Source organism: Streptomyces daghestanicus (genome assembly GCF_020521275.1).
In the GTDB taxonomy this organism is placed as follows: domain Bacteria; phylum Actinomycetota; class Actinomycetes; order Streptomycetales; family Streptomycetaceae; genus Streptomyces; species Streptomyces griseoviridis.
This window is the reverse complement of sequence record NZ_BNDX01000018.1, coordinates 158,976-179,702: the sequence shown is the minus strand read 5'-3', so window position 1 is coordinate 179,702 and position 20,727 is coordinate 158,976. Positions and strand designations below refer to the sequence as shown.

Genomic DNA, 20,727 nt, shown 5'->3' with positions numbered 1-20,727 from the left:
ACGAGGCCGGCCGCTCCGCAATTCCCGGAGCGGGGAATGCGCACCGCACCGGCGAGGACGCGGCACGGGGGCGTCGCCCCGGCCGCCCGACCGCTGCCCACGGCGCACCGGGGGCTGTGAGATGCCCGGCATCGAGCAGAGCGGCACGGCGCGCGACGCGGCGGCCCCGGCGGCCTGGCGGCCCGGTGCGGCGGGACCGCTGCGCGATCCCGCGCCGCTGCTCCCGGACACCGCGCCGGTGCGGGTGATCGGCACCCCGGCCGCGGCCGGCGCCGACCCGGAGACGGCCCGGCTGCTGCACCGGTCGCTCGTACGCGGCAGGCGCTTCAACGAGCAGGCCACCGCGCTCGCCCGCCAGGGGCGTCTGGCGGTCTATCCGTCCTCGACGGGCCAGGAGGCGTGCCAGGCGGTGGCCGCGGCCGTCCTGCGGCCCGGGGACTGGCTGTTCCCCACCTACCGTGACACGCTCGCGGTCCACCTCAGGGGCGTGCCCGCCGCCCAGGCCCTGGCCCTGCTGCGCGGTGGCGAGCACGGCGGCTGGGACCCGCGGCGGTGGCGGACGGCGCCGCTGTGCACTCCGCTGGCCACTCATCTGCCGCACGCGGTGGGCCTGGCGCACGCGGCCCGGCTGCGGGGCGACGACGTGGTCGCGCTCGCCCTGGTCGGTGACGGCGGCACCAGCGAGGGCGACTTCCACGAGGCGCTCACCTTCGCCGGGGTGCTGCGCGCGCCGGTCGTCTTCCTGGTGCAGAACAACCAGTTCGCCATCTCCGTGCCGCTGGCCCGCCAGAACGCGGCGCCGAGCATCGCCCACAAGGCGGTGGGGTACGGGGTCGCCGGCCGCCTGGTCGACGGCAACGACGTCCTCGCGGCCCACCAGGTGGTCGGCGATGCCGTGGCGCGGGCGCGGGGCGGCGCCGGGCCGGTCCTGGTGGAGGCGGTGACCTACCGGATCGATCCGCACACCAACGCCGACGACCCGCGCCGCTACCGCTCGGACGCCGAGCGCACGGCCTGGCGCGCGCACGACCCGGTGGGACTGGCCGAGGACCATCTGCGGGCCGCCGGGCTGCTCGACGAGGAGACCGCCGCCGCCGCGGCCGGGGCCGCCGAGCGCACGGCCGCCGAGCAGCGTGCCGCGTTCCCCGACACGCCGCCCCCCGGCAGCCCGGAGGACCTGTTCACGCACGTGTACGCCCGTCCGACCGCCCAGTTGCGTGAGCAGGCCGCGGCCGCTCGGGCCGGGGCGGCGGCCGCACCCCGGGAGGTCCCGGCATGACCACGCTCAAGGACACCGGGGCCCCGCCGGGCACCGCGGAGAACTCCGCACCGCTCCCCCGCCCGGCCGCCACCCCGATGGCCCGGGCCCTCAACCAGGCGCTGCGGGACGCGATGAGCGCCGACGCCTCGGTCCATGTGCTCGGCGAGGACGTGGGCGCGCTCGGCGGGGTGTTCCGGGTCACCGACGGGCTGGCGGCGGAGTTCGGCGAGGACCGCTGCACCGACACGCCGCTCGCCGAGGCCGGCATCCTCGGGACCGCCGTCGGCATGGCCATGTACGGGCTGCGCCCGGTCGTGGAGATGCAGTTCGACGCGTTCGCCTACCCGGCGTTCGAGCAGGTGGTCAGCCATGTGGCGAAGATGCGGAACCGGACCCGGGGCGCGCTGCCGCTGCCCTTGGTCGTGCGGATGCCCTACGGCGGCGGCATCGGCGGCGTCGAGCACCACAGCGACTCGTCCGAGGCGTACTACATGGCGACTCCGGGGCTCCACGTCGTCACGCCCGCGACCGTCGCCGACGCGTACGGGCTGCTGCGCGCCGCCATCGCCTCCGACGACCCGGTGGTCTTCCTCGAACCCAAGCGCCTGTACTGGTCGAAGGACGCCTGGTCGCCCGCGGCGCCGGACGCCGTCCCGCCGATCGGCCGCGCGGTGGTGCGGCGTCCGGGCCGCGACGCCACGCTCCTCACCTACGGGCCGTCCCTGCCGGTGTGCATGGCCGCCGCCGAGGAGGCGGTCCGGGCCGACGGCTGGGACCTGGAGGTCGTCGACCTGCGGTCGCTGGTGCCGTTCGACGACGAGACGGTGTGCGCCTCGGTGCGGCGCACCGGCCGCGCGGTCGTCGTCCACGAGTCGTCCGGTTTCGGCGGGCCGGGCGCGGAGATCGCCGCCCGGGTGACCGAACGCTGCTTCCACCACCTGGCGGCGCCGGTGCTGCGGGTGACCGGGTTCGACGTGCCCTATCCGCCACCGCTGCTGGAGCACCATCACCTGCCCGGCGCGGAACGGGTGCTGGACGCGGTGGCACGGCTCCAGTGGGAGCAGGGGTGAGCGCCGTGCGGCGGGAGTTCCCGCTGCCCGACCTCGGCGAGGGCCTCACCGGGGCGGAGGTCGTCCGCTGGCTGGTCCGGCGGGGCGACCGCGTCGGTGTGGACCAGCCCCTGGTGGAGGTGGAGACGGCCAAGACCCGGGTCGAGATCCCGAGCCCGTACGCGGGCGAGGTCCTGGAGTGCCGGGGCGTGGCCGGCGAGGAACTGCCGGTGGGGGCGCCCCTGGTGGTGATCGCGGAGGACGACGCCTCCGGTGCCGGTCCCCGGCCGGAGCCGGTGATGCCGGGCGCGGCGGAAGCCTCCTCGGCGGCACCGGTCTGGGAGGACCCCGCCGAGCGGGAACCGGTGCTCGTCGGCTACGGCAGCCGGGGCGCCGCCCCCGCCGCGGGGCCGGCCCCGTCTCCTACCCCCGCCCCGGCCGGGGCTCGCGGTGGGCCGGTGCCGGTCGTGTCGCCGCTGGTGCGGCGCCTCGCCCGCGACCACGGCATCGACCTGCGGACGGTGTCCGGCACGGGCCCCGCCGGACTCGTGGGGCGCTCGGACGTGCTCAGGGCCGTCGAGGCGCTCGCCGGGGCGGCGCACGGGTCCGGCCCGGACGGCGGCCCGCCCGCCGCCCCTGCCGCCCACGCCCCGCCCACCGGACCCGCCCCTCGGGCCCCGGCCGCCTTCCTCTCCGGGGTCCGGCCGGAGGACGACGTGCTCCTCTGGCCCGGTGCCGGCCGGGCGGCCGCCAGGAAGGTGACGGACAGCCACCGGGAGATCCCGGCCGCGACCTGCTGGCTGGAGGCGGACGCCACCGGGCTGCTCGACCTGTGCCGGGACGCCGCCGACACGCCGTCCGGTCCGCGCGTCGGTGTCCTCACGCTCATCGCCCGGATGTGCGTGGCCGCCCTCGGGCGCTACCCCGCGCTGGGCTCCCGCGTGGTCCACGACGCGGACGGCACGGCCGTGGGCGTCCGGCCGCCGCGGTCGATCGGGCTCGGCATCGCCACCCGTACCGACCACGGCGTGGTCGTCCCCGTGGTGCACGACGCCGCCCGGCTCACCACCGCCCAGCTCGGCGAGGAGATCGCCCGGCTGACCGCGGGCGCCCGGGACGGCACCCTCGCCCCGCACGAACTGACCGGTGGCTGCTTCACGCTCAACAACCACGGCGTCCTGGGCACGGACGGCGCCGTCCCCCTCATCAACCACCCGGAGACGGCCATGCTCGGAGTGGGCCGCATCGCGCGCAGGCCCTGGGTGGACGGGGACACCGTGGTGCCCCGCAGCACCGCCCCGCTGTCGCTGACCTTCGACCACCGGGTCTGCGACGGGGCCACCGCGGCAGGCTTCCTCGATCTCGTGGCCCGGGCGGTGACCCGCCCCGGCACCCTGGCGCTGCACCTGTGACGTCCACCACGACCGGCGGCCGGTCCCGCGACGGGCCGGCCGCCGACCCGCCCGACGGCGAACCGCTGTCGCTCGGCGGAGCCGGCCGCTACACTGAAAGGCATGATCTTCTGACCGGTCGGCGGGATGTCCCAGTCCCCCACAGCCCCTCGCCCGCAGGCGCGTCCACCGCGCCGGAGCCGCTCGGCGGCCAGGGCCGGGCTGTGGCGTACCCGTCTCCGGAGGAAATCTCTACGTATGCCTTCTCAACTCACGCTTTCCCACGTCTCCAAGGTGTTCGGCGACCACCCCGTGCTCGACCAGGTCTCCTTCAGCATCCGTCCCGGCGACACCGTCGGCGTCGTCGGTGAGAACGGGGCCGGCAAGACCACCCTGCTGCGTCTGATGGCGGGCGTCGAGCAGCCCGACGAGGGGACGGTCACCCTCGACACCGAGGGCGGCGTCGGGCTGCTGGGGCAGACCCTCGACCTGCCCGCCCACTACACCGTGCGCGACGCGGTGGACTGGGCCCTGGCCGACCTGCGCGAGACGGAGGCCCGGCTGCGCTCCCTGGAGTCCGGCATGGCCACCGCGACCCGCGCCGAACTCGACGCCTACGGCGAGCTGCTCCACCGCTTCGAGGCCCGCGGCGGTTACACGGCCGACGCCCGTGCGGCGGCCATGCTCGACGAACTCGGCATCGGCCACATCCCGTTCGACCGTCCGCTCGGCGCGTTGTCGGGCGGCGAGCAGAGCCGTCTCGCGCTCGCCTGCATGCTGGCCACCGAGCCCGGCCTGCTGCTGCTCGACGAGCCCTCCAACCACCTCGACGACCGGGCCATGGCCTGGCTGGAGAACCGGCTGCGGGACTTCCCCGGCACGGTCGTCGCGGTCTCCCACGACCGGGTCTTCCTGGAGCGGGTCACCGAGACCATCCTGGAGGTCGACGGCGACCGGCACACCGTCAACCGCTACGGCAACGGCTACGCGGGGTACCTGGAGGAGAAGGCGGCGGCCCGCAGGCGGTGGGAGGAGGCGTACCAGAACTGGCTGGACGACATGGAGTTCCAGCGGGTGCGCAGCGTGACCACCGCCCACCGGGTGGGCTACGCCAACCGCTTCCACTCCAACAAGCTCCAGTACTTCAACCACGGGCTGCGGGCGGAACGCCAGGTCGGCAGCCGGGTCCGCAACGCCCTGGAACGGCTGCGCCGGCTGGAGGAGGACCCGGTCCCCCGGCCGCCCGACCCGCTGCGGTTCACCGCCGGACTGGCGGGCACCGGCCGGACGTTCGAGACGCCCCTGGTGACGCTGACGGACGTGGTGGTGGGCGACCGGCTGCGGGTCGGCTCGCTCAGCATCGGCCAGGACAGCCGGCTGCTCGTCCAGGGGCCCAACGGCGCGGGGAAGACGACCCTGCTCGACGTCATCGCGGGCGTCCTGGAGCCCGACGAGGGAGAGGTGGTCCGGCAGGGCCGCATCAGCTACCTGCCGCAGGAGGTGAGCGTCGGCAAGCCGCAGCAGCCGCTGCTGGCGGCGTTCGCCGAGGGCCGGGCGGGCACGGAGGAGGAACACCGTGAACAGCTCGCCTCGCTCGGCCTGTTCGACCCGGACACGTTCCACGTGCCCGTGGGTGAGCTGTCGGTGGGGCAGCAGCGCCGGCTGGTCCTGGCCCGCCTCGTGGTGGAACCCGCGGACCTGCTGCTGCTCGACGAGCCCACCAACCACCTGGCGCTGACCCTGCTGGAGGAACTGGAGGACGCGCTGGCGCTGTTCCCGGGCGCCGTGGTGATCGTCTCGCACGACCGCCGGCTGCGCTCGCGGTTCCGCGGCGAGCCGGTGGACCTGCGGGACGGGGTGCTGCGCCGCGCGCAGGCGGCCGGTACGTCACCGGCCGCCGCACCCGACGCCTGACACGGGGCCGCGGTCCGCACCCGCCGGTGGGCGGTGCGGACCGCGGCCCGACGCCGCCGTGGACCCACCGGGGTACCGGTGGACACCGCCGGCCGGTGGACCGGCCGGGGCGACGAGCGGGATGCCACCGGGGTACGGCGGGGCGGCGCCGCCGCGGCTCACCAGGTGACGGGGATCTCGGCGAACCCGCTGAGCATCGAACCGGGACTCGACCAGCGAAGCCCCGACTCGTCGGTGGCGAGGGCCAGCCGCGGGAAGCGGCGCAGCAGCGCACCGATGGCCACCTGGAGTTCCACCCGGGCCAGTGCCGCGCCGAGGCAGAAGTGGATGCCGTGGCCCAGCGCGGTGTGCTGGTTGTCCGGCCGGTCCAGCCTGAGCCCGGTGGGGTCGTCGAAGCGGCGCGGGTCCCAGTTGGCGGCCTGGGTCGAGGCGAGGACCGCGCTGTTGGCGGGGATGTGGGTGTCCCCGATGGTGACGTCCTCCAGGGTGACGCGGAACAGGGCGCCGTCGCCGGCGGGGGCGTACCGCATCAGTTCCTCCACCGCCGACGGCAGCAGACCCGGGTCACGGCGGAGTTCCGCGAGGCGGTCGGGGAAGCGGAGCAGCGTCAGCACGCTGCTGCCGAGCTGGTTCGAGGCCGGTTCGTAACCGGCGAGCAGCAGGATCAGCGAGAGGGAGCGGACGTCGTGGTCGGTCAGCTCGTTGTCCTCGGCCGCCGTGGCGACCAGGGCGCTGAGCAGGTCGGCGCCGGGGTTCTCGCGCTTGGCGGCGACGAGCCCGTCCAAGTAGCTTTCCAGGGCGTCACGGGCGGCGGTCCAGTCCTCCATGGAGTAGCCGGTCAGCGAGACCATGGTGTCGGCCCAGCCGCGGAAGCGGGCGACGTCCACCATGGGCACCCCGAGCAACTCGCAGATGACGGTGATGGGGAACGGCACGGCGAGTGACTCCACGATGTCGGCCGGCGCTCCCTTCTTCTCCATCTCGTCGAGCAGACCCTCGGCGATCTCCTCGAGGCGCGGGCGCATCCGCTCGATCCGCCGCGCCGTGAAGTCACGGGAGAGCAGCCGCCGCAGCCGGGTGTGGACGGGCGGGTCCGTCGTCATGACGCTCTCGAAGGTCATCTCGGTCAGGCGCGGCGCCCCGGGGAGGTCCTGGCGGACGCTGAACCTCGGGTCGGACAGCACGAACCGGACGTCCTCGTAACGGGTCACCAGGAAGCCGGGGTCACCGGTCGCCATGGTGATCGCGGCGACACGCTCGGTCTCGCGGAGCTCCTCGTACAGCGGTGGGATCGCGGTGGGGACCGCTCGGTCGAAGGGGTACGGGTGGCGCGTGGCGCTGGCTGCCATGTCTCTCCCTGTCCATCGTCGTGCATCGTCGCGGACCGTCCGGTGAGCCGTCCCGGCTCGTCCCCGGTGAGTCTGCTCACCCGGCGGTGACGGCGAGCGGGGCCGTGGCGGACCCGTCAGGTGACCGTCATGGCCGCATCAGGTGCGGCGCCCATAGTGGACCGGGCAGCGGCGGTACCCGGCGAGGAGGCCTTATGGGAGCGGGCACGACGGACGGCAACCGGGAGGACCCGGCCGGCGACTGTACGGGCGCCGCCTCGGCCGTGCGTCTTCCACGGTTGTCGGAGGACGTCGCCGAGGCACGGCTGCTGAGGTGTTACCGGGCGGCCGGCGAGCGCGTCACCGAGGGCGAGCCGCTGTACGAGTGCGAGACGGACAAGGTCACCGTGGACGTCGACGCCCCGTTCAGCGGGCGGTTGACGCGGTGGCTGGTCGCGGAGGGCGACGTGGTCGCCACCGGTACGCCGATGGCTCTGGTCCAGGCCGACGGCCCGGCTCCCCGGGTGCCGGAGCCCGGTCCCGAGCGGGACGCCACGGCCGAGCCCGCCCCGGACGGTCCCGAACCGGGCAGCCCCCTTCCGGACGGCCCCGCTCCTGACGCCCCCACGGACGCCGTACCGGGCGAGCGGGACACGCCGGCCGAGCCGGACACGCCGGACGCCGGGGCCCCGCCCGCGGACCTGCGCATGTCGCCGCTGGCACGCAAGCACGCCCGGCTGCGCGGCCTCGGCCCGCGGGAGCTGTCCCGGATACCGCGCCGGGGCTCGATGCTCACCCCCGCCGACATCGACCGCCACCTGGCGGCGACGGCCGCGCCCGCGGCCGGTCCCGGCCATGAGGGGACGACCGCGCCCGCGGCCGGTCCCGGCCATGAGGGGACGACCGCGCCCGCGGACGGCCCCGGTTACGACGACGTGCCCCTGTCGGCCCCGCAGGTCCGGCTGAACCGGGCGCTGGACCGGTCGCGTGCCGAAGTGACGGCCGGAACCGTCACGGTGGCCCTGGACGCGGCGGCCCTGCGGCGGGCTGCGGCGCGGTTGCGCGCCGGGACGGACGTCGGGTTCGTCAGCGACTTCCAGGCGCTGGCCCGCCTGGCGGCGCTCACCGCGCGGACCCACCCCCGGCTGCGGGCCCGCCGCGTGGGCCGCGACACGCTGCGGGTCTTCCACGACGTGACGCTCGGGCTGGCGGTCGCCACGGACGACGCCGACCTGCTGGTGGCGGGCCTGCCGCGCGCCGATGACGACGACTTCGCCGCCTTCGCCCGGCGATGGGTGGAGGGCATCGACGCGGCGCGGGCCGGGCGGTCCACGGTGGACGGCACCGCCACGCTGCTGGTGTCGGCGCTCGACGACGACGGCGCCCTGCACGCCACGCCCGTCGTGGTGCCCCCGGCCGTCGGCACCCTGCTGCTCGGCGCGCCGTCCGGGGCGGACGGCCGGCGCCTGCTGACCCTGGCCTACGACCACGGCGTCCTCAACGGCAGGGAGGCGGCACGCTTCCTGGACGCCGTACGGCACCGGGTCGGGGAGACGGGCGCGGAACGGCCGGAGCCCCTGCCCGCCACCCCCGCTCCCCCGTCGTCCGGGCCGGCCGGGTCCGCGGGCCCGGACGACGGGGTCCTCGCACGCCTGACCGCCCTGGCCGGACAGGTGATGGGGCACGCCCCGGCGCCGGACGCCCCGCTCGGCGAGCACGGCCTGACCTCCCAAGGCGCCGTGCACCTGGTCGCGCTCGCCAACGAGACCTTCGGCTGCCGCCTCCCGGAGACCGCCGTCTGGCACCACCCGACCCTGCGTTCGCTGGCGTCGGCCGTCGGCGAGCCGGCCCGCTCCCCCGCCGCCGCCAGCGGCCTCACGACGCCGCGCCCCGCCGAGGACGACCGGGCGGCCGTCGTCGTCGGCCTGGCGTGCCGCTTCCCCGGCGCGGAGGGACCCGACGCCTTCTGGGACCTCCTCGTACGGGAGGAGTGCACCGTCACCGAGGTGCCGGCCGGGCGTCTGGGCCCCGTCCCGGGCGGGGACGCCGCGCGCGGCACGCACCGCGCCGGGCTGCTCGCCGAACCGGACGCGTTCGACTCCGAGTTCTTCGGCATAGCGCCGCGCCAGGCACGGTCGATGGACCCGCAGCAGCGGGTCCTGCTCGAACTGAGCCGGCACGCCCTGGAGGACGCCGGCCTGCCGCCCGCCCGGCTGGCCGGCACCCGCACCGGCGTCTTCGTGGGCGCGTCCAGCTACGACTTCCGGGAGCGCACGGTCGCCGCGGGCGCCGCCGACGGATACGCCACGCTCGGCACGCTCCCCACCTTCCTGGCCAACCGGATCTCGTACCACTACGACCTGACGGGTCCCAGCATCACGGTGGACACCGCCTGCTCCGCGTCGCTCACCGCGCTGGTGCTGGCGGTGAGCGCGATCGAGCGCGGCGAGTGCGACACCGCTCTGGTCGGCGGGGTGAACCTGCTCGGCAACGGCTTCAACCAGGCCGCGTTCCAGCAGGCCGGCATGTTGTCCCCGCAGGGCCTGAGCCGCGCCTTCGACGCGGGCGCCGACGGCTACGTACGGGGTGAGGGCGCGGCCTGGCTGGTGCTCAGGTCCCGGCACCGGGCGCTGGCGGACGGGGACCCGCTGCGCGCCGTCGTGCGGGGGGCCGGCGCCAACCACGGCGGCCGGGCCAGCGGCCCCACCGCCCCCAATCCCCGGGCGCAGACCCGGCTGATCCGGGACGCGCTGGACCGGGCCGGGCTGAGCGGCCGGGACCTCGGGTACGTGGAGGCGCACGGCACCGGCACCCCGCTCGGCGACCCGATCGAGCTGGAGGCGCTGCGCGCGGCCGTCGGCACCGGTACCGCGGCCGGGCCCGGCGGGACGCTGCCGGTGGGCTCGGTGAAGGCCAACATCGGGCACCTGGAGGCCGCCGCCGGGCTCGCCGGGGTGGTGAAGGTCCTGCTGGCCATGCGGCACGGGACGATCCCGGGCACCCCGCACTTCACCCGGCTCAACCCCGCCGTCGACCTCTCGGACAGCGCGCTCACCGTCGCCGGGCGGACCGTGCCGTGGCCCTCGGGAGGGACACCGCGGCGGGCCGCCGTCAGCTCGTTCGGCATCGGCGGGTCCAACGCCCACGTCGTGCTGGAGGAGTGCGGAGAGGAGTACCGGAAGACGTACGGAGCGGAGCCGGGAGCGCCGGTCGCGGAGGACGTGCCGTACGTCCTGCCGCTGTCGGTGGCCACGCCGCGGGCCCTGCCGGTCCTGGCCCGGACCCTGCTGGACCACCTCGACCGGGCCACCGCCGGGGGCCGGCCGGTCGACCTCGGGGCCTGGGCCTGGACCCTCCAGACGGGCCGTGCGGCGCTGCCGGTGCGGACGGCGGTGACGGCGCGCTGCCCCGGCGAGCTGCGCGCCGCGCTGCGGGCGGTCGCGGCCGGGACGCCCCACCCCGCGCTCGACGGCGCCGGCGACCCGGACGGCCCCGCCGCACGGTGGCCGGCGGGGCAGGACGTCGACTGGGCGGCGCACTGGCCGGGTCCGGGCCGTCCGCCGCGGCGCGTACCGCTGCCGGGGCATCCCTTCGACCGCCGCCGGTTCGCACCGCCCTGGGAACGGGACGACGCACCGGCCGCCTCCGCGTCCCGCGCCGCCGCCCCTTCGGTCCACGTGCCGCGCTGGGTGCACGCCCCGGCGGTCGGGGCGCGGCCGGACACGGAACGGTCCGGGGCCGCCGTCACGCTGCTGTTCCACGACCACGGGACCGGGGATCTCGCCCGTTCCTGGGCGGACCGTGCGCTGCCCGCCCCCCGGCTGGTCGGGTACGACGAGGAGCCTCCGGAGCTGCCGGACGGGCCGGTCCCGGTGCGGGTGCTGTTCGTCGTGGGCGGGGCCCGCTGGGACCTCGACGCCTCGGGCAGCGCCCGGCTGCACCGCTGGCTGCGCACCGTGGTGCGGACGGCCGCGGCGCTGGACGCGCGCGGGTCGGCCGCGGCGCTGACGCTCGTCACCACCGGCCTGGCCGCGCCCGGCGGCCGGGCCGCCGAGGGCGCCGCGTTGCAGGGAGCGCTGCTCGGCGCGGTGCGTTCGCTGCCGCTGGAGTCCCCGCTGCTGTCGGTGGCCGCCGTCGACCTGACCGGTCCGGGGGCCGCCGGAGCGCCCCCGCTCGCGGCGGTCCTGGCCGAGCCGTGCGGTGTCCGGGCGCCGCTCGTGTCGCTCGGCGCCACCGACGGGGAACGGCGCGTGGAGTGCCTCGTCCCGGCCCCCGACACCCCGTCCGCCACGGCCGGGGACGCCCTGTGGCCGGACCGGTCACCCGTGCTGATCGTGTTCGGCGGCGCGGGCGGCGCGGGCGGCGCGGTCGCCCGTGACCTCGCCGCCCGGCGGGCCGCCCGGCTGGTCCTGGTGGGCCGCTCCGCGCCCGACGCCACCGTGCGCTCGCTGCTCCGGGACGTCCGGGACTCCGGCGGGGACGCCCACTACGTGCGGGGCGACGTCCGGGACGAGGCCGACGTGGCCACGGCGTTCGCGCGCTGCGCGGAGCGGTACGGGCCGCCCGACGCCGTCCTGCACGCGGCCGGGGCGGCGCACGACGCGCTGCTGTCCCAGCTCACCGACGAGGCACTGGACCCGCTGCGCGACGCGAAGCTCGCCGCCATCGGGCCGCTGCACCGGGCGCGGGCCCGTCACCCGGGGACGGCCCTGGTGCTGTTCTCGTCGTTCCTCGGCACCTTCGGCAGCCAGGGCGGACTCGTGTACGCCGCCGCCAACGCCTGCCTCGACCGGGTCGCCGCCGCCCTGGACGGGCCGGAGACACCCACCCGGGCGGTGGCGTGGGGCCTGTGGCGGGACACCGGGCTCGCGCGGCGCTACACCGGGCCGGTGCGGGCGGCCCACCCCGGGCTGGAGACCTTCGACGCCGCCGACGCCTGCGCGGCACTGGAGCGGTGCGTGCGCTCGCCGCACCCGTACGCGCTCGTGCTCGGCGGGCGGCCCCGGGCACTGGACGCCTTCCGGCCCGACGCGGTGGGCGCCGTCACCGCCGGTGCCGCCGCGCGCCGCACGCCGCCGGCGGCCACCGACGACCACGACGACCGCGCGGACCCCCGCGCGCGGGGCGAAGGGGAGGGAGCGCACGTGCCGGAGCAGGCCGAGACGGCGACCGGACGGGACGGGCGGACGGCACGGGCCACGCTGGAGGAACGCATCCGTTCCGTGGTGCGGGACGTGCTGCCCGGCAACCGGCCCCTGCCCGCCGACCTGCCGTGGCGGGAACTGGGGGTGGACTCGCTGCTGCACGTGGAGCTGACGACGGCCCTCAGCGGCGTCTTCGGGCCCCTGCCCGGCACCACCCTCCACGAGTACGGCACGATCGGCGCGCTGGCCGGCCGTCTCGCGTCCGCCCCCGGAGCGGACGGCGCGGGCGGCGCGGGCGGCGCGGGCGGCGCGGGCGGCGCGGGCGGCGCGGACGGCGCGGACGAGCGCCCGGCCGTGCGGAGCGCGCCCCGCGCCGAACCGCCCGCCGCCCCGCCGCCCCGCCCGCGCCCGGTCCCGGCCGCTCCCCGCGGTGCGGCGGCGCAGCCGCCCGTGGCGGTCGTCGGCCTCGCGGGCCGCTACCCCGGCGCGTCCGACGTGGACGGTCTGTGGCGGCTGCTGTCCGAGGGGCGTACGGCCGTCCGCGAGGTCCCCGCCGACCGGTGGGACTGGCGGACGGCCCACGTCCTGGACCCGAACACGACCCGATGGGGCTGCTTCCTCGACGACTGGGACCGGTTCGACGCGGAACTGTTCCGCATCCCGCCCCGCGACGCCGCCGTGCTCGACCCCCAGGAGCGGCAGTTCCTGGAGACGGCGTGGGAGGCGTTCGAGTCGGCCGGGTACTCCCGGTCCCGGCTCTCCCAGCGGGTGTCGGCGGACCGCGTGGGCGTGTACGTGGGCGTCACCTCGCACAGCGGTCTGCTGGCGCAGCGCGACGCCCGCCTGGCGGGCGCGGACAACGCCGAGTACGGCATCACCGCCTACTCCTCCGTCGCCAACCGCGTCTCCTACGCCTTCGACCTCAGCGGGCCGAGCCTGGCCGTGGACACCATGTGCTCCTCCTCCCTGACCGCCGTCCACCTGGCCTGCCAGGCGCTGGCCGCCGGGGACGCCGACCTGGCCCTCGCCGGGGGCGTGCACCTGTTCACCCACCCGGACCGGTTCGCCGCGCTCGCCTCGGTCGGGATGACCTCGCGCGGGCCGCTGAACCGGGCGTTCGGCGCCGGGGGTGACGGCTTCGTGCCCGGTGAGGGCGCCGGGGCCGTGCTCCTCAAGCCGCTGGAGCGGGCGCTCGCGGACGGGGACACCGTGTACGCGGTCATCACCGGCAGCGCGGTCAACCACGGCGGCCAGGGCGGCGGTTACACCGTGCCGAGCCCGGTCGCGCAGGCCGACCTGATCGGCCTGGCGCTCGACCGCGCGGGGCTGCTCCCGCACGACATCGGCTACGTCGAGGCGCACGGCACCGGCACGGAACTGGGCGACCCGATCGAAGTGCGCGCCCTGGCGCGGGCGTTCGGGACCGATCCCGCGGTGCGGCCCGGTTCCGTGCGGATCGGCTCGGTGAAGTCGAACATCGGGCACGGCGAGGCGGTGGCCGGCGTGGCCGGGCTGACCAAGGCCATCCTGCAACTGCGGCACCGGCGGCTGGTACCGAGCCTGCACGCCCGTCCGGAGAACCCCCGTCTCGAACTGGCCGGCGGCCCGCTGCGGGTGCAGCACGACGCGGAGCGGTGGAGCGCCGGCGAGGGCGTCCCGGACGTACGGCGCGCGGCCGTCAGCTCCTTCGGCGCGGGCGGGTCCAACGCGCACGTGGTGGTCGAGGAGTTCACCGGTCACCGGCCCGCGCCCGCCCCGGCCCCGGGGCCGCTCGTCGTCCCGCTGGGCGCCCCCGACCCCGGGCGGCTCGCCCGCGTCGCGGACCGCCTGGCCGCCCTGCTCGACGCCACCGGCGAGACGCTGACGGGCCCGGTGTCCCTGGCCGACGTGGCCGGCACCCTGCGCGAGGGGCGTGACGAGTGGCCGTGCCGGGCCGCGGTGCTCTGCGCGGGACCCGACGACATCGGCACGGCCCGCGCCGCGCTGCGGGCGCTGGCGGCCGGGGAACGCCATCCCGCCCTGGTCGTCGCGGACGGTGACGCCCCGTCGCCGGCGCCGGGCGCGGACGGGTCCGGGGACGCGGGTGAACCGGGCGGGGCGGGCCCGGCGGCGGCGCGCCTGGCCCGTGCCTGGGTGACGTCGGGGGCGAGCGCCTGGCACGCCGAGGAGCCCGCCCCGTACCGGAAGGTCGCCCTGCCCACCACCCCGTTCGCGGGGCGGCGGCACCGGGTGGCGGGGCCCCCGGCCGGGGCGTTGGAGACCGCCGCGCTGCCGTTGCGGACCGGCCGGCTGCTGCCCGTGGTGGCCGCCGCGCCGGCCGGTGACACGGTGCGGGTCGGACTGCCCGACGGACACCCGTGGGTGACGGATCACGTGGTCGACGGCGCCCCGCTGGTGCCCGCCGCGCTGGCCCTGGAGTCCGTGTGCGAGTCGCTGCTGGCCCGGGGGACCGATCCGTACGCCGTCGCCGTCGAGGACGTCACCTTCGTCAGCCCCTGGCGGGGCGCCGACGGGGACGCCGACGTGGTGTTCGGGGACGGGCCGGAGGCCGGCGGGCCCGCGCCCGGGGGCCGGCTCCCCTTCGTCGTCCGCTGCGCGGACACCGCCGTGGTGCGCGGCTCCGTCGCCCAGGGACCGCCGGACGGCACGGACACCGGTCCGTTCGCCGGTCTGCTCGCCTACCTCCCGGAGCGGCTGGACGCCGCGCTGGCCGGCGCCGGCGCCGGTTCCGCCGACGCCTTCTACCGGGTCCTGGCCGCCCATGGTTTCGCCTACGGTCCCGGCTACCGCCGCGTCACCGACGTGATCCGCCGCGGTGCCGAGGTCCTGGCCCGGATCGACGCCGACGGCCCGGCCGGGCCCGCCGGGCGGCCGGTGCTGCACCCGGCCGTGCTGGACGGCGCGTTCCAGGCGGCCGGCTACGCGGTGATGGCTCCGGACGGGCAGCCGCCGGCGGAACGGCTGCGGCCCCTGTCCGTCGACCGGTTCAGGGTCCACCGCCCCGCCGTCGGACCGGTGTACGTCCATGTGCGTCCGGCGCGCGCCGGCGGCCCGCGCGGCACGCACGTCCTGGATCTGCGGCTGGTCGACCCCACCGGTGCCCCGGTCGCGGACGTCGAGGGGTTCCTGCTGCGGGCGGACCCGCTGGACCGGCCCCCGGCCGCCGCCCCGCGCCCCGTCCGCGTCCCCGCGCCGGACGGCCCGGGGGGCCCGCCCGGCCGGTCCGGGGACGACGACCGCACCGCCGCGTACGCCCTGGGGTGGTCCCCGGTGGCCGAGCCGCCCGCGGCGTCCGGCCGGGGGCTGCTGGTCATCGGCGGCCGGGGTCCCCTCGGCAATGCCCTGACGGCCCTGGCCGGCGCGGCCCTGCCCTGGGACGCCTTTCCTCCCGCCGACCCCGGGGCCGCCCGCGCCGCCCTCGACGCGGCCCTCGCCCGGCTGGACGACGACGCGGACGTCGTCCTGCTCCTGGACGAGGAGGAACTCGCGCCCGACGGCGACGGGCTGTGGGACAGTCCGCAGGACGCCCGCGACGCGTACGAGCGGTTCGCCGCCGGGGTGGCCCTGCCCGTCTTCGCGGCGCTGCGCGCGCTCGTCGCCGGCCGCCGGCCGCCGGGCGCGCAGGTTCGCCTGGTGACGTGTGCCGGACCCGGGGCGGCGCCGGCGGCGCGGCACGCGCTGCACGGTCTGGTGCGCACGGCCGCGGGCGAGACGGGCCGCTTCGGCATCGGGCTGGTCTCGGTGGACCGTCCGTGGTGCGCGCAATCGCCCGGGGACGCGGCGGCCTCGGTACGCGCCGAACTCGCCCGGTCCGCGCCTCCCCCGTGGGTGCGCCTGACGTCCGGCGGCGCCCGCCTGGCCGCCGCGCTGGAGCGATCACCGCGGGCGCGGGACCCGTTGGAGCTGCGGCCCGACGGCTGCTATCTCGTCGTGGGCGGTACGGGCGGCCTCGGCCGGGCCGTCACCGCGTCGATCCTCCGCCGTGCGCCGCGGGCCCGCGTGGTGGTCACCGGGCGGCGCACCCCGGTCACGCCGCCGGCCGGCGCGCCCGGCACGGGGCCGGACGACCGGATCGTGCCCGTGCCGTGCGACGTCACCGATCCCGGCGCGGTGTCCGCTCTCGCCGCCGAACTGGACTCCCGTGGCCTGCGGCTCAACGGCGTCGTGTGTCTGGCGGGGGTGCTGCGTGACGGGTTCCTGCGCACCAAGACGGCCGAGGCGGTGGACGAGGTATGCCGGGTGAAACTGCTGGGCGCCACGGCGCTGGACGCCGCGCTGGTCCGGCACCCGCTGGACTTCTTCGTCCTGGCGTCGTCGGTGGCCGTCCACGTCGGCAACCAGGGGCAGTCGGACTACGCCTTCGCCAACGGCTTCCTCGACGGCTTCGCCGAGGCCAGGGCCCTGCGGGTGGCGGCCGGGACCAGGGCGGGGCGCACCCTGGCCGTGGGCTGGCCGGCGCTGACCGGCGGCGGGATGCGCCCGCCCGCCGCGACGCTCGACTTCCTGCGCGACGCCTACGGGCTGGAGCCCCTGCCCGTCACGGAGGCCGCCGAGGAGCTGTGGCGGCTGCTCGCGCCCGGCGCGACGGCGGCGCACGCCGTCCTCGCCCACGGTGACCTCGCCCGCTGGGCCCGGGCGACCGGCGCCCGCACCACCGCCCCCGCCCCGGACCCCGTCCCCGCTCCGCGCCGTGCCGCCGGGCCACGGGACACCGCCCCGGCCCGCACCGAACCGCCGGTCGCGCCCACGGCCGAGGTCGCCCCGGCCCGCACCGACCCACCGGGAACCGCCCCGGCCGGTGCCGCGCCCCGGGGCGCCGAGGACCCGCGCGCCGCCGCGATCCGGTGGCTGACCGAGCAGGTCCACGCGGTGACCGGCCTGCCCGTGGACGATCTCGCGCCGGACGCCGGACTGACCGCGCTCGGCGTGGACTCCATCGCCCTGACCCGGCTCGGCCGGACCCTGGAGAACTCCCTCGGCCGGCTGCCGCGCAGCACGCTGTACGACCACGACAGCATCGCCGAACTCGCCGAGGGTCTGCTGGCCTCCCACGGCGACGCCCTGGCACGGGCCGCCGCCCCCGCGCGACCGCCCACCCGGCCGGGGACGGCGGACCACGAGAGGGCGGACCTCGGCACGGCGGACCGTACGGCGCCGGACCGCGGTGCCCCGGACCACTGGCCGGTGACGGAGCGCCAGATGCCGCTGTGGACCGCGGAGTACGCGGCACAGCCCCACGCCCCGTACAACCTGTCGGTGGCCTGGCGCCTTCCGGCGGGCCAGGACCGGGACGACGCCGCGGCGGCCGTGGCCGCACTGCTCACCCGCCATCCGGCCCTGACCCGGCGGATCGGCCCCGAGGACGGGTCCCTCCGGCTGCTGCCGGCGGGCACCGGCGGACCGGGGCGCCGGCCGGTGCCCGCCGGGGTGTGGAACCTCCGCGGCGTCCCCCCGGAGGACCTCTTCGACGCGCTGCGCGACGAGGCGGCCCGGCGGCTGCCGCTGGAGACCGGGCCCGCCGTGCGCGCCGTGCTGTGGGACGACGGCTCGGGGCGCGACGTGCTCCAGCTGACGGTGCACCACCTGGTCGCGGACGGCCGGTCGGTGGAGCTGCTCACGCAGGACCTGGGCGCGCTGCTGGAGCGTCCGGCGGCGTCCGGCGCCGTACCGGAGCCGCCCGCGGACGCCGACTCGTTCGGCCGGTTCCTCTCCCTGGAGGAGAGGGACACCGCGCACCGCGCGGAGGCGGCGCGGGCCTGGCGCGAACGGCTGAGTACGGTGCCTCCCGCCCCGCGCTTCCCCGGCGGTACGCCCGCCGCGGACCCCTGGGCGGCCGGACACCGTGAGTACCGTATGCCCGGCGCGCTGCGCGACCGCCTGCGCGCCGCCGCCGCCGGGGCCGGGGTGAGCGACTTCACCGTCCAGCTCGCCGCCTACGCCCTCACCGTCGCCACCGTGACCGGCCGGGCCTCCTTCCTCGTCGCGGTGCCCACCTACGGACGGCCGGGTCCCGAGTACGACCGGACCGTCGGGCACTTCGTGAACTCCGTGGCCGTCCGTCTCCGGCCCGACCCCGGGGGTTCGCTGCGCCACTGGCTCACGGAGCTGCACGACGAGGTCCGTTCGGCGCTGGCGCTGGCCGACCTGCCCTACCCGGCCGCCGCCGGGCTGTGCCGGGAGGCCGGCGGCGATCCGGCGGTGCCCACCCTGACCTTCGCCTACCAGAACTGGCCGCGCCCGCCCGGCGCCGGCCCCGGCCCGCTGGCGGAGCGGGTCTTCATCCGGGGTCAGGGCGGCCACTGGGACCTGGGACTGGAGCTGACCGACACGGCCGACGGCGTGGAGATCCTCGCCAACCACCGCCGCACGGCGCTGACCTCCGCGGAGCTCGACGCGTTCGTGGACACCTGGTTCGTGCTGGCCGCGGCGCTCGCCGACGACCTCGACGCTCCGGCCGGCGATCTGCTGCGGCCCGGCGCGCTGACGGTGCCGGGACGCTTCCGCGCCCTGGTACGGCGATGTCCGGACGCGGTGGCGGTACGCGACACGTCGGGCGGCACCCTGACCTACGCCGAGGCGGACCGGCGTACCGCGGCGCTGGCCCGGGCGGTGCGCGCGGCCGGGGCACGGCCGGGCGAGCCGGTCGCCGTCCTCGTGGGCCGCAGCGCCCGGCTGCCGGTGGCGCTGCTGGGGGTCCTGCGGGCCGGGTGCCCGTACGTCCCGCTCGACGCGTCCTATCCGGCCGAGCGCATCCGGACCGTGCTGGCGGACGCGGGGTGTTCGGTCGCGGTGACCGAGCGGTCCGAAGCCGGGCACCTGGCGGACACCGGGACGCGCACCGTGCTGCTCGACGAGCTCACCGACGAGGAGTCCTCCGACGAGCCGGCGGACGCCGGTGCGGGTCCGGGCGGCGACGGTCCCGCCGACCCCGGCGCCCCCGCGTACCTCATGTTCACCTCCGGCAGCACCGGGCGGCCCAAGGGAGTGGCCGTCAGCCACCGCAGTGTCCTGCACACGCTGGACGCGTTCCGGACGCTGCTGGGCTGGGGGGCGCGGGACCGGCTGCTGGCGGTCACCACGGCGAGCTTCGACATCTCGGTGCTGGAACTCTTCCTCCCCCTGGCCTGCGGCGGCGGCCGGGTCGTGGTGGCCGACCGGGACACCGTGCGGGACGCCTCCCGGCTGGACCGGGTGCTGGCGGCCGAGGAGATCACGGTGCTGCAGGCCACACCCAGTGGCTGGCAACTGCTCCTGGACAGCGGCTGGCCGGGACGGCCGGGGCTCACCGCCCTGTGCGGCGGCGAACCGCTGCCGCCGCCGCTCGCCCGCGAACTGGCCGCCCGGGTGGGCTCGCTGTGGAACGTGTACGGGCCGACCGAGGCCACCATCTGGTCCACCGCGGCCCGGCTGTCCGCCGAGGGGCCGGTGGTCCTCGGCGAGCCGGTGGGCGCCACCGCCCTCGTCGTCACCGTGCCGGGGCCGGACGGCCGGACGGCGGTCGCGGCGGACGGCGAGACCGGTGAGCTGTGGATCGGCGGTCCCGCGGTCGCCCTCGGGTACTGGGGACGACCGGAGCAGACCGCGCGACGGTTCACCGGGCACCCGCTGTCTCCGGGGCTCGGCGGACGGTGGTTCCGTACCGGCGACCTCGTCAGGCGTTCGTCCGACGGCGTCCTGTGCTTCGTGGGCCGCGCGGACACCCAGGTGAAGATCCGCGGCCACCGCCTGGAACTGGGCGAGGTCGAGACGGTCCTCGGCGAGCACCCGGGGACCGGACGTGCCGTGGTCCTGGTCCGGGGCAGCGGCGCCGCCGCGCGCCTGGTGGCGGTCGTGGTGCCCCGGGCTGGCGGTGCGGACCCGGACCCGGCGGACCTGGCCGGGTTCGTGGCGCGCCGCCTGCCCGAGTGGATGCGGCCCCAGGAGTACGTGGTGCGGGCGGCACTGCCCCGTACGCCCAACGGCAAGACGGACCGGGCCGCCCTGGCCTCAGAACTGGCCTCCGAACTGGCCTCCGGACCGGCCGGCCGCGCGCCGTCCCCGGCCGGGGACGGCTCCGGGGAGAACCCGGGGAAGACGCCGTCCACCGGTGCCGGGCACGCGTCCGCGCACGGCACCGGGGACGCGTCTGCCGCCGGTGCCGGGGACGGCCCGGAGGACACCGGAGGGCAGATCGCGCGGGAGTGGCGGCGGCTGCTCGGCGTGACCGAGGTGGACCCGGACCTGACGTTCTTCGCGGCGGGGGGCAACTCGGTCCTCCTGGGCACCCTCTTCGCCCGGCTCTCGGCCCGGTTCCCGGCCGCCCGCCTGGAGATGGGCGACCTGTTCTCCCACCCCACGCCGGCCGCCCAGGCAGCCCTCCTGGCGGAACGCCTGGCCCCGGCGCACACCGCCGTCCCGCGACCGGGCACCGCACCGCCGCGACCGGGCACCGCACCGCCGGGACCGGGCACCGCACCGGCGCCGGTCCCGGAGGGGGCCGCCCCCGGCGCAGGTCCCGGCGCGCTTCCGGGCGCGGACGGGGACACGGCCGGGGCGCGGGAAACCCCCGTCCGTCCGTCCACCGCTCAGCAGCCGTCCCCGCAGGCACTCCGCCGGGCCCGCAGGCGGTCCTTTCGCAGCGCAGTCACGGAAGCAGGATGA

General features: G+C 77.6%; 6 protein-coding genes. 5 read left to right on the top strand and 1 reads right to left on the bottom strand.

Features of this window, described 5'->3' with window-relative positions:
• Positions 1-121: 121 nt before the first annotated feature.
• The 4 genes from Sdagh_RS33305 (at position 122) to abc-f (ending at position 5,615) form a co-directional block, all read left to right on the top strand.
• Positions 122-1,279 carry a thiamine pyrophosphate-dependent enzyme gene (locus tag Sdagh_RS33305; RefSeq protein ID WP_189416207.1) on the top strand — a complete coding sequence of 386 codons (1,158 nt, stop codon included), beginning with the start codon at positions 122-124 and terminating at the stop codon, positions 1,277-1,279.
• A gap of 77 nt (positions 1,280-1,356) precedes the next feature.
• Positions 1,357-2,331, top strand: coding sequence for an alpha-ketoacid dehydrogenase subunit beta (locus Sdagh_RS33300; protein WP_226536278.1), 975 nt, complete (start codon positions 1,357-1,359; stop codon positions 2,329-2,331).
• Positions 2,328-3,722 (top strand): dihydrolipoamide acetyltransferase family protein, encoded by a 1,395-nt coding sequence (locus Sdagh_RS33295; protein ID WP_226536104.1) that lies wholly within the window; start codon positions 2,328-2,330, stop codon positions 3,720-3,722. Before Sdagh_RS33300 ends, Sdagh_RS33295 begins: the two co-directional genes overlap by 4 nt.
• Before the next feature lie 237 nt (positions 3,723-3,959).
• On the top strand, positions 3,960-5,615 hold the full coding sequence (gene abc-f, locus Sdagh_RS33290; RefSeq protein WP_190078091.1) for a ribosomal protection-like ABC-F family protein: 1,656 nt from the start codon (positions 3,960-3,962) through the stop codon (positions 5,613-5,615).
• A 158-nt stretch (positions 5,616-5,773) separates the two neighbouring features.
• On the opposite strand, the gene Sdagh_RS33285 is transcribed toward abc-f, so the two are convergent.
• Entirely contained in the window at positions 5,774-6,964 is a 1,191-nt protein-coding gene (locus tag Sdagh_RS33285; RefSeq protein ID WP_190078090.1) for a cytochrome P450, read from the bottom strand.
• 194 nt (positions 6,965-7,158) lie between these two features.
• Between Sdagh_RS33285 and Sdagh_RS33280 the strand changes: the two genes are divergently transcribed.
• The gene (locus Sdagh_RS33280) at positions 7,159-20,727 is read left to right on the top strand and encodes a non-ribosomal peptide synthetase (protein WP_190078089.1); all 13,569 of its coding nucleotides are present in this window, start codon (positions 7,159-7,161) and stop codon (positions 20,725-20,727) included.

Excerpts from the sequence above, each read along its gene's own strand:
- Sdagh_RS33305 (WP_189416207.1), top strand. The coding sequence starts at position 122 with ATGCCCGGCATCGAGCAGAGCGGCACGGCGCGCGACGCGGCGGCCCCG.
- Sdagh_RS33300 (WP_226536278.1), top strand. The coding sequence starts at position 1,357 with ATGGCCCGGGCCCTCAACCAGGCGCTGCGGGACGCGATGAGCGCCGAC.
- abc-f (WP_190078091.1), top strand. The coding sequence starts at position 3,960 with ATGCCTTCTCAACTCACGCTTTCCCACGTCTCCAAGGTGTTCGGCGAC.
- Sdagh_RS33285 (WP_190078090.1), bottom strand. The coding sequence starts at position 6,964 with ATGGCAGCCAGCGCCACGCGCCACCCGTACCCCTTCGACCGAGCGGTC.
- Sdagh_RS33280 (WP_190078089.1), top strand. The coding sequence starts at position 7,159 with ATGGGAGCGGGCACGACGGACGGCAACCGGGAGGACCCGGCCGGCGAC.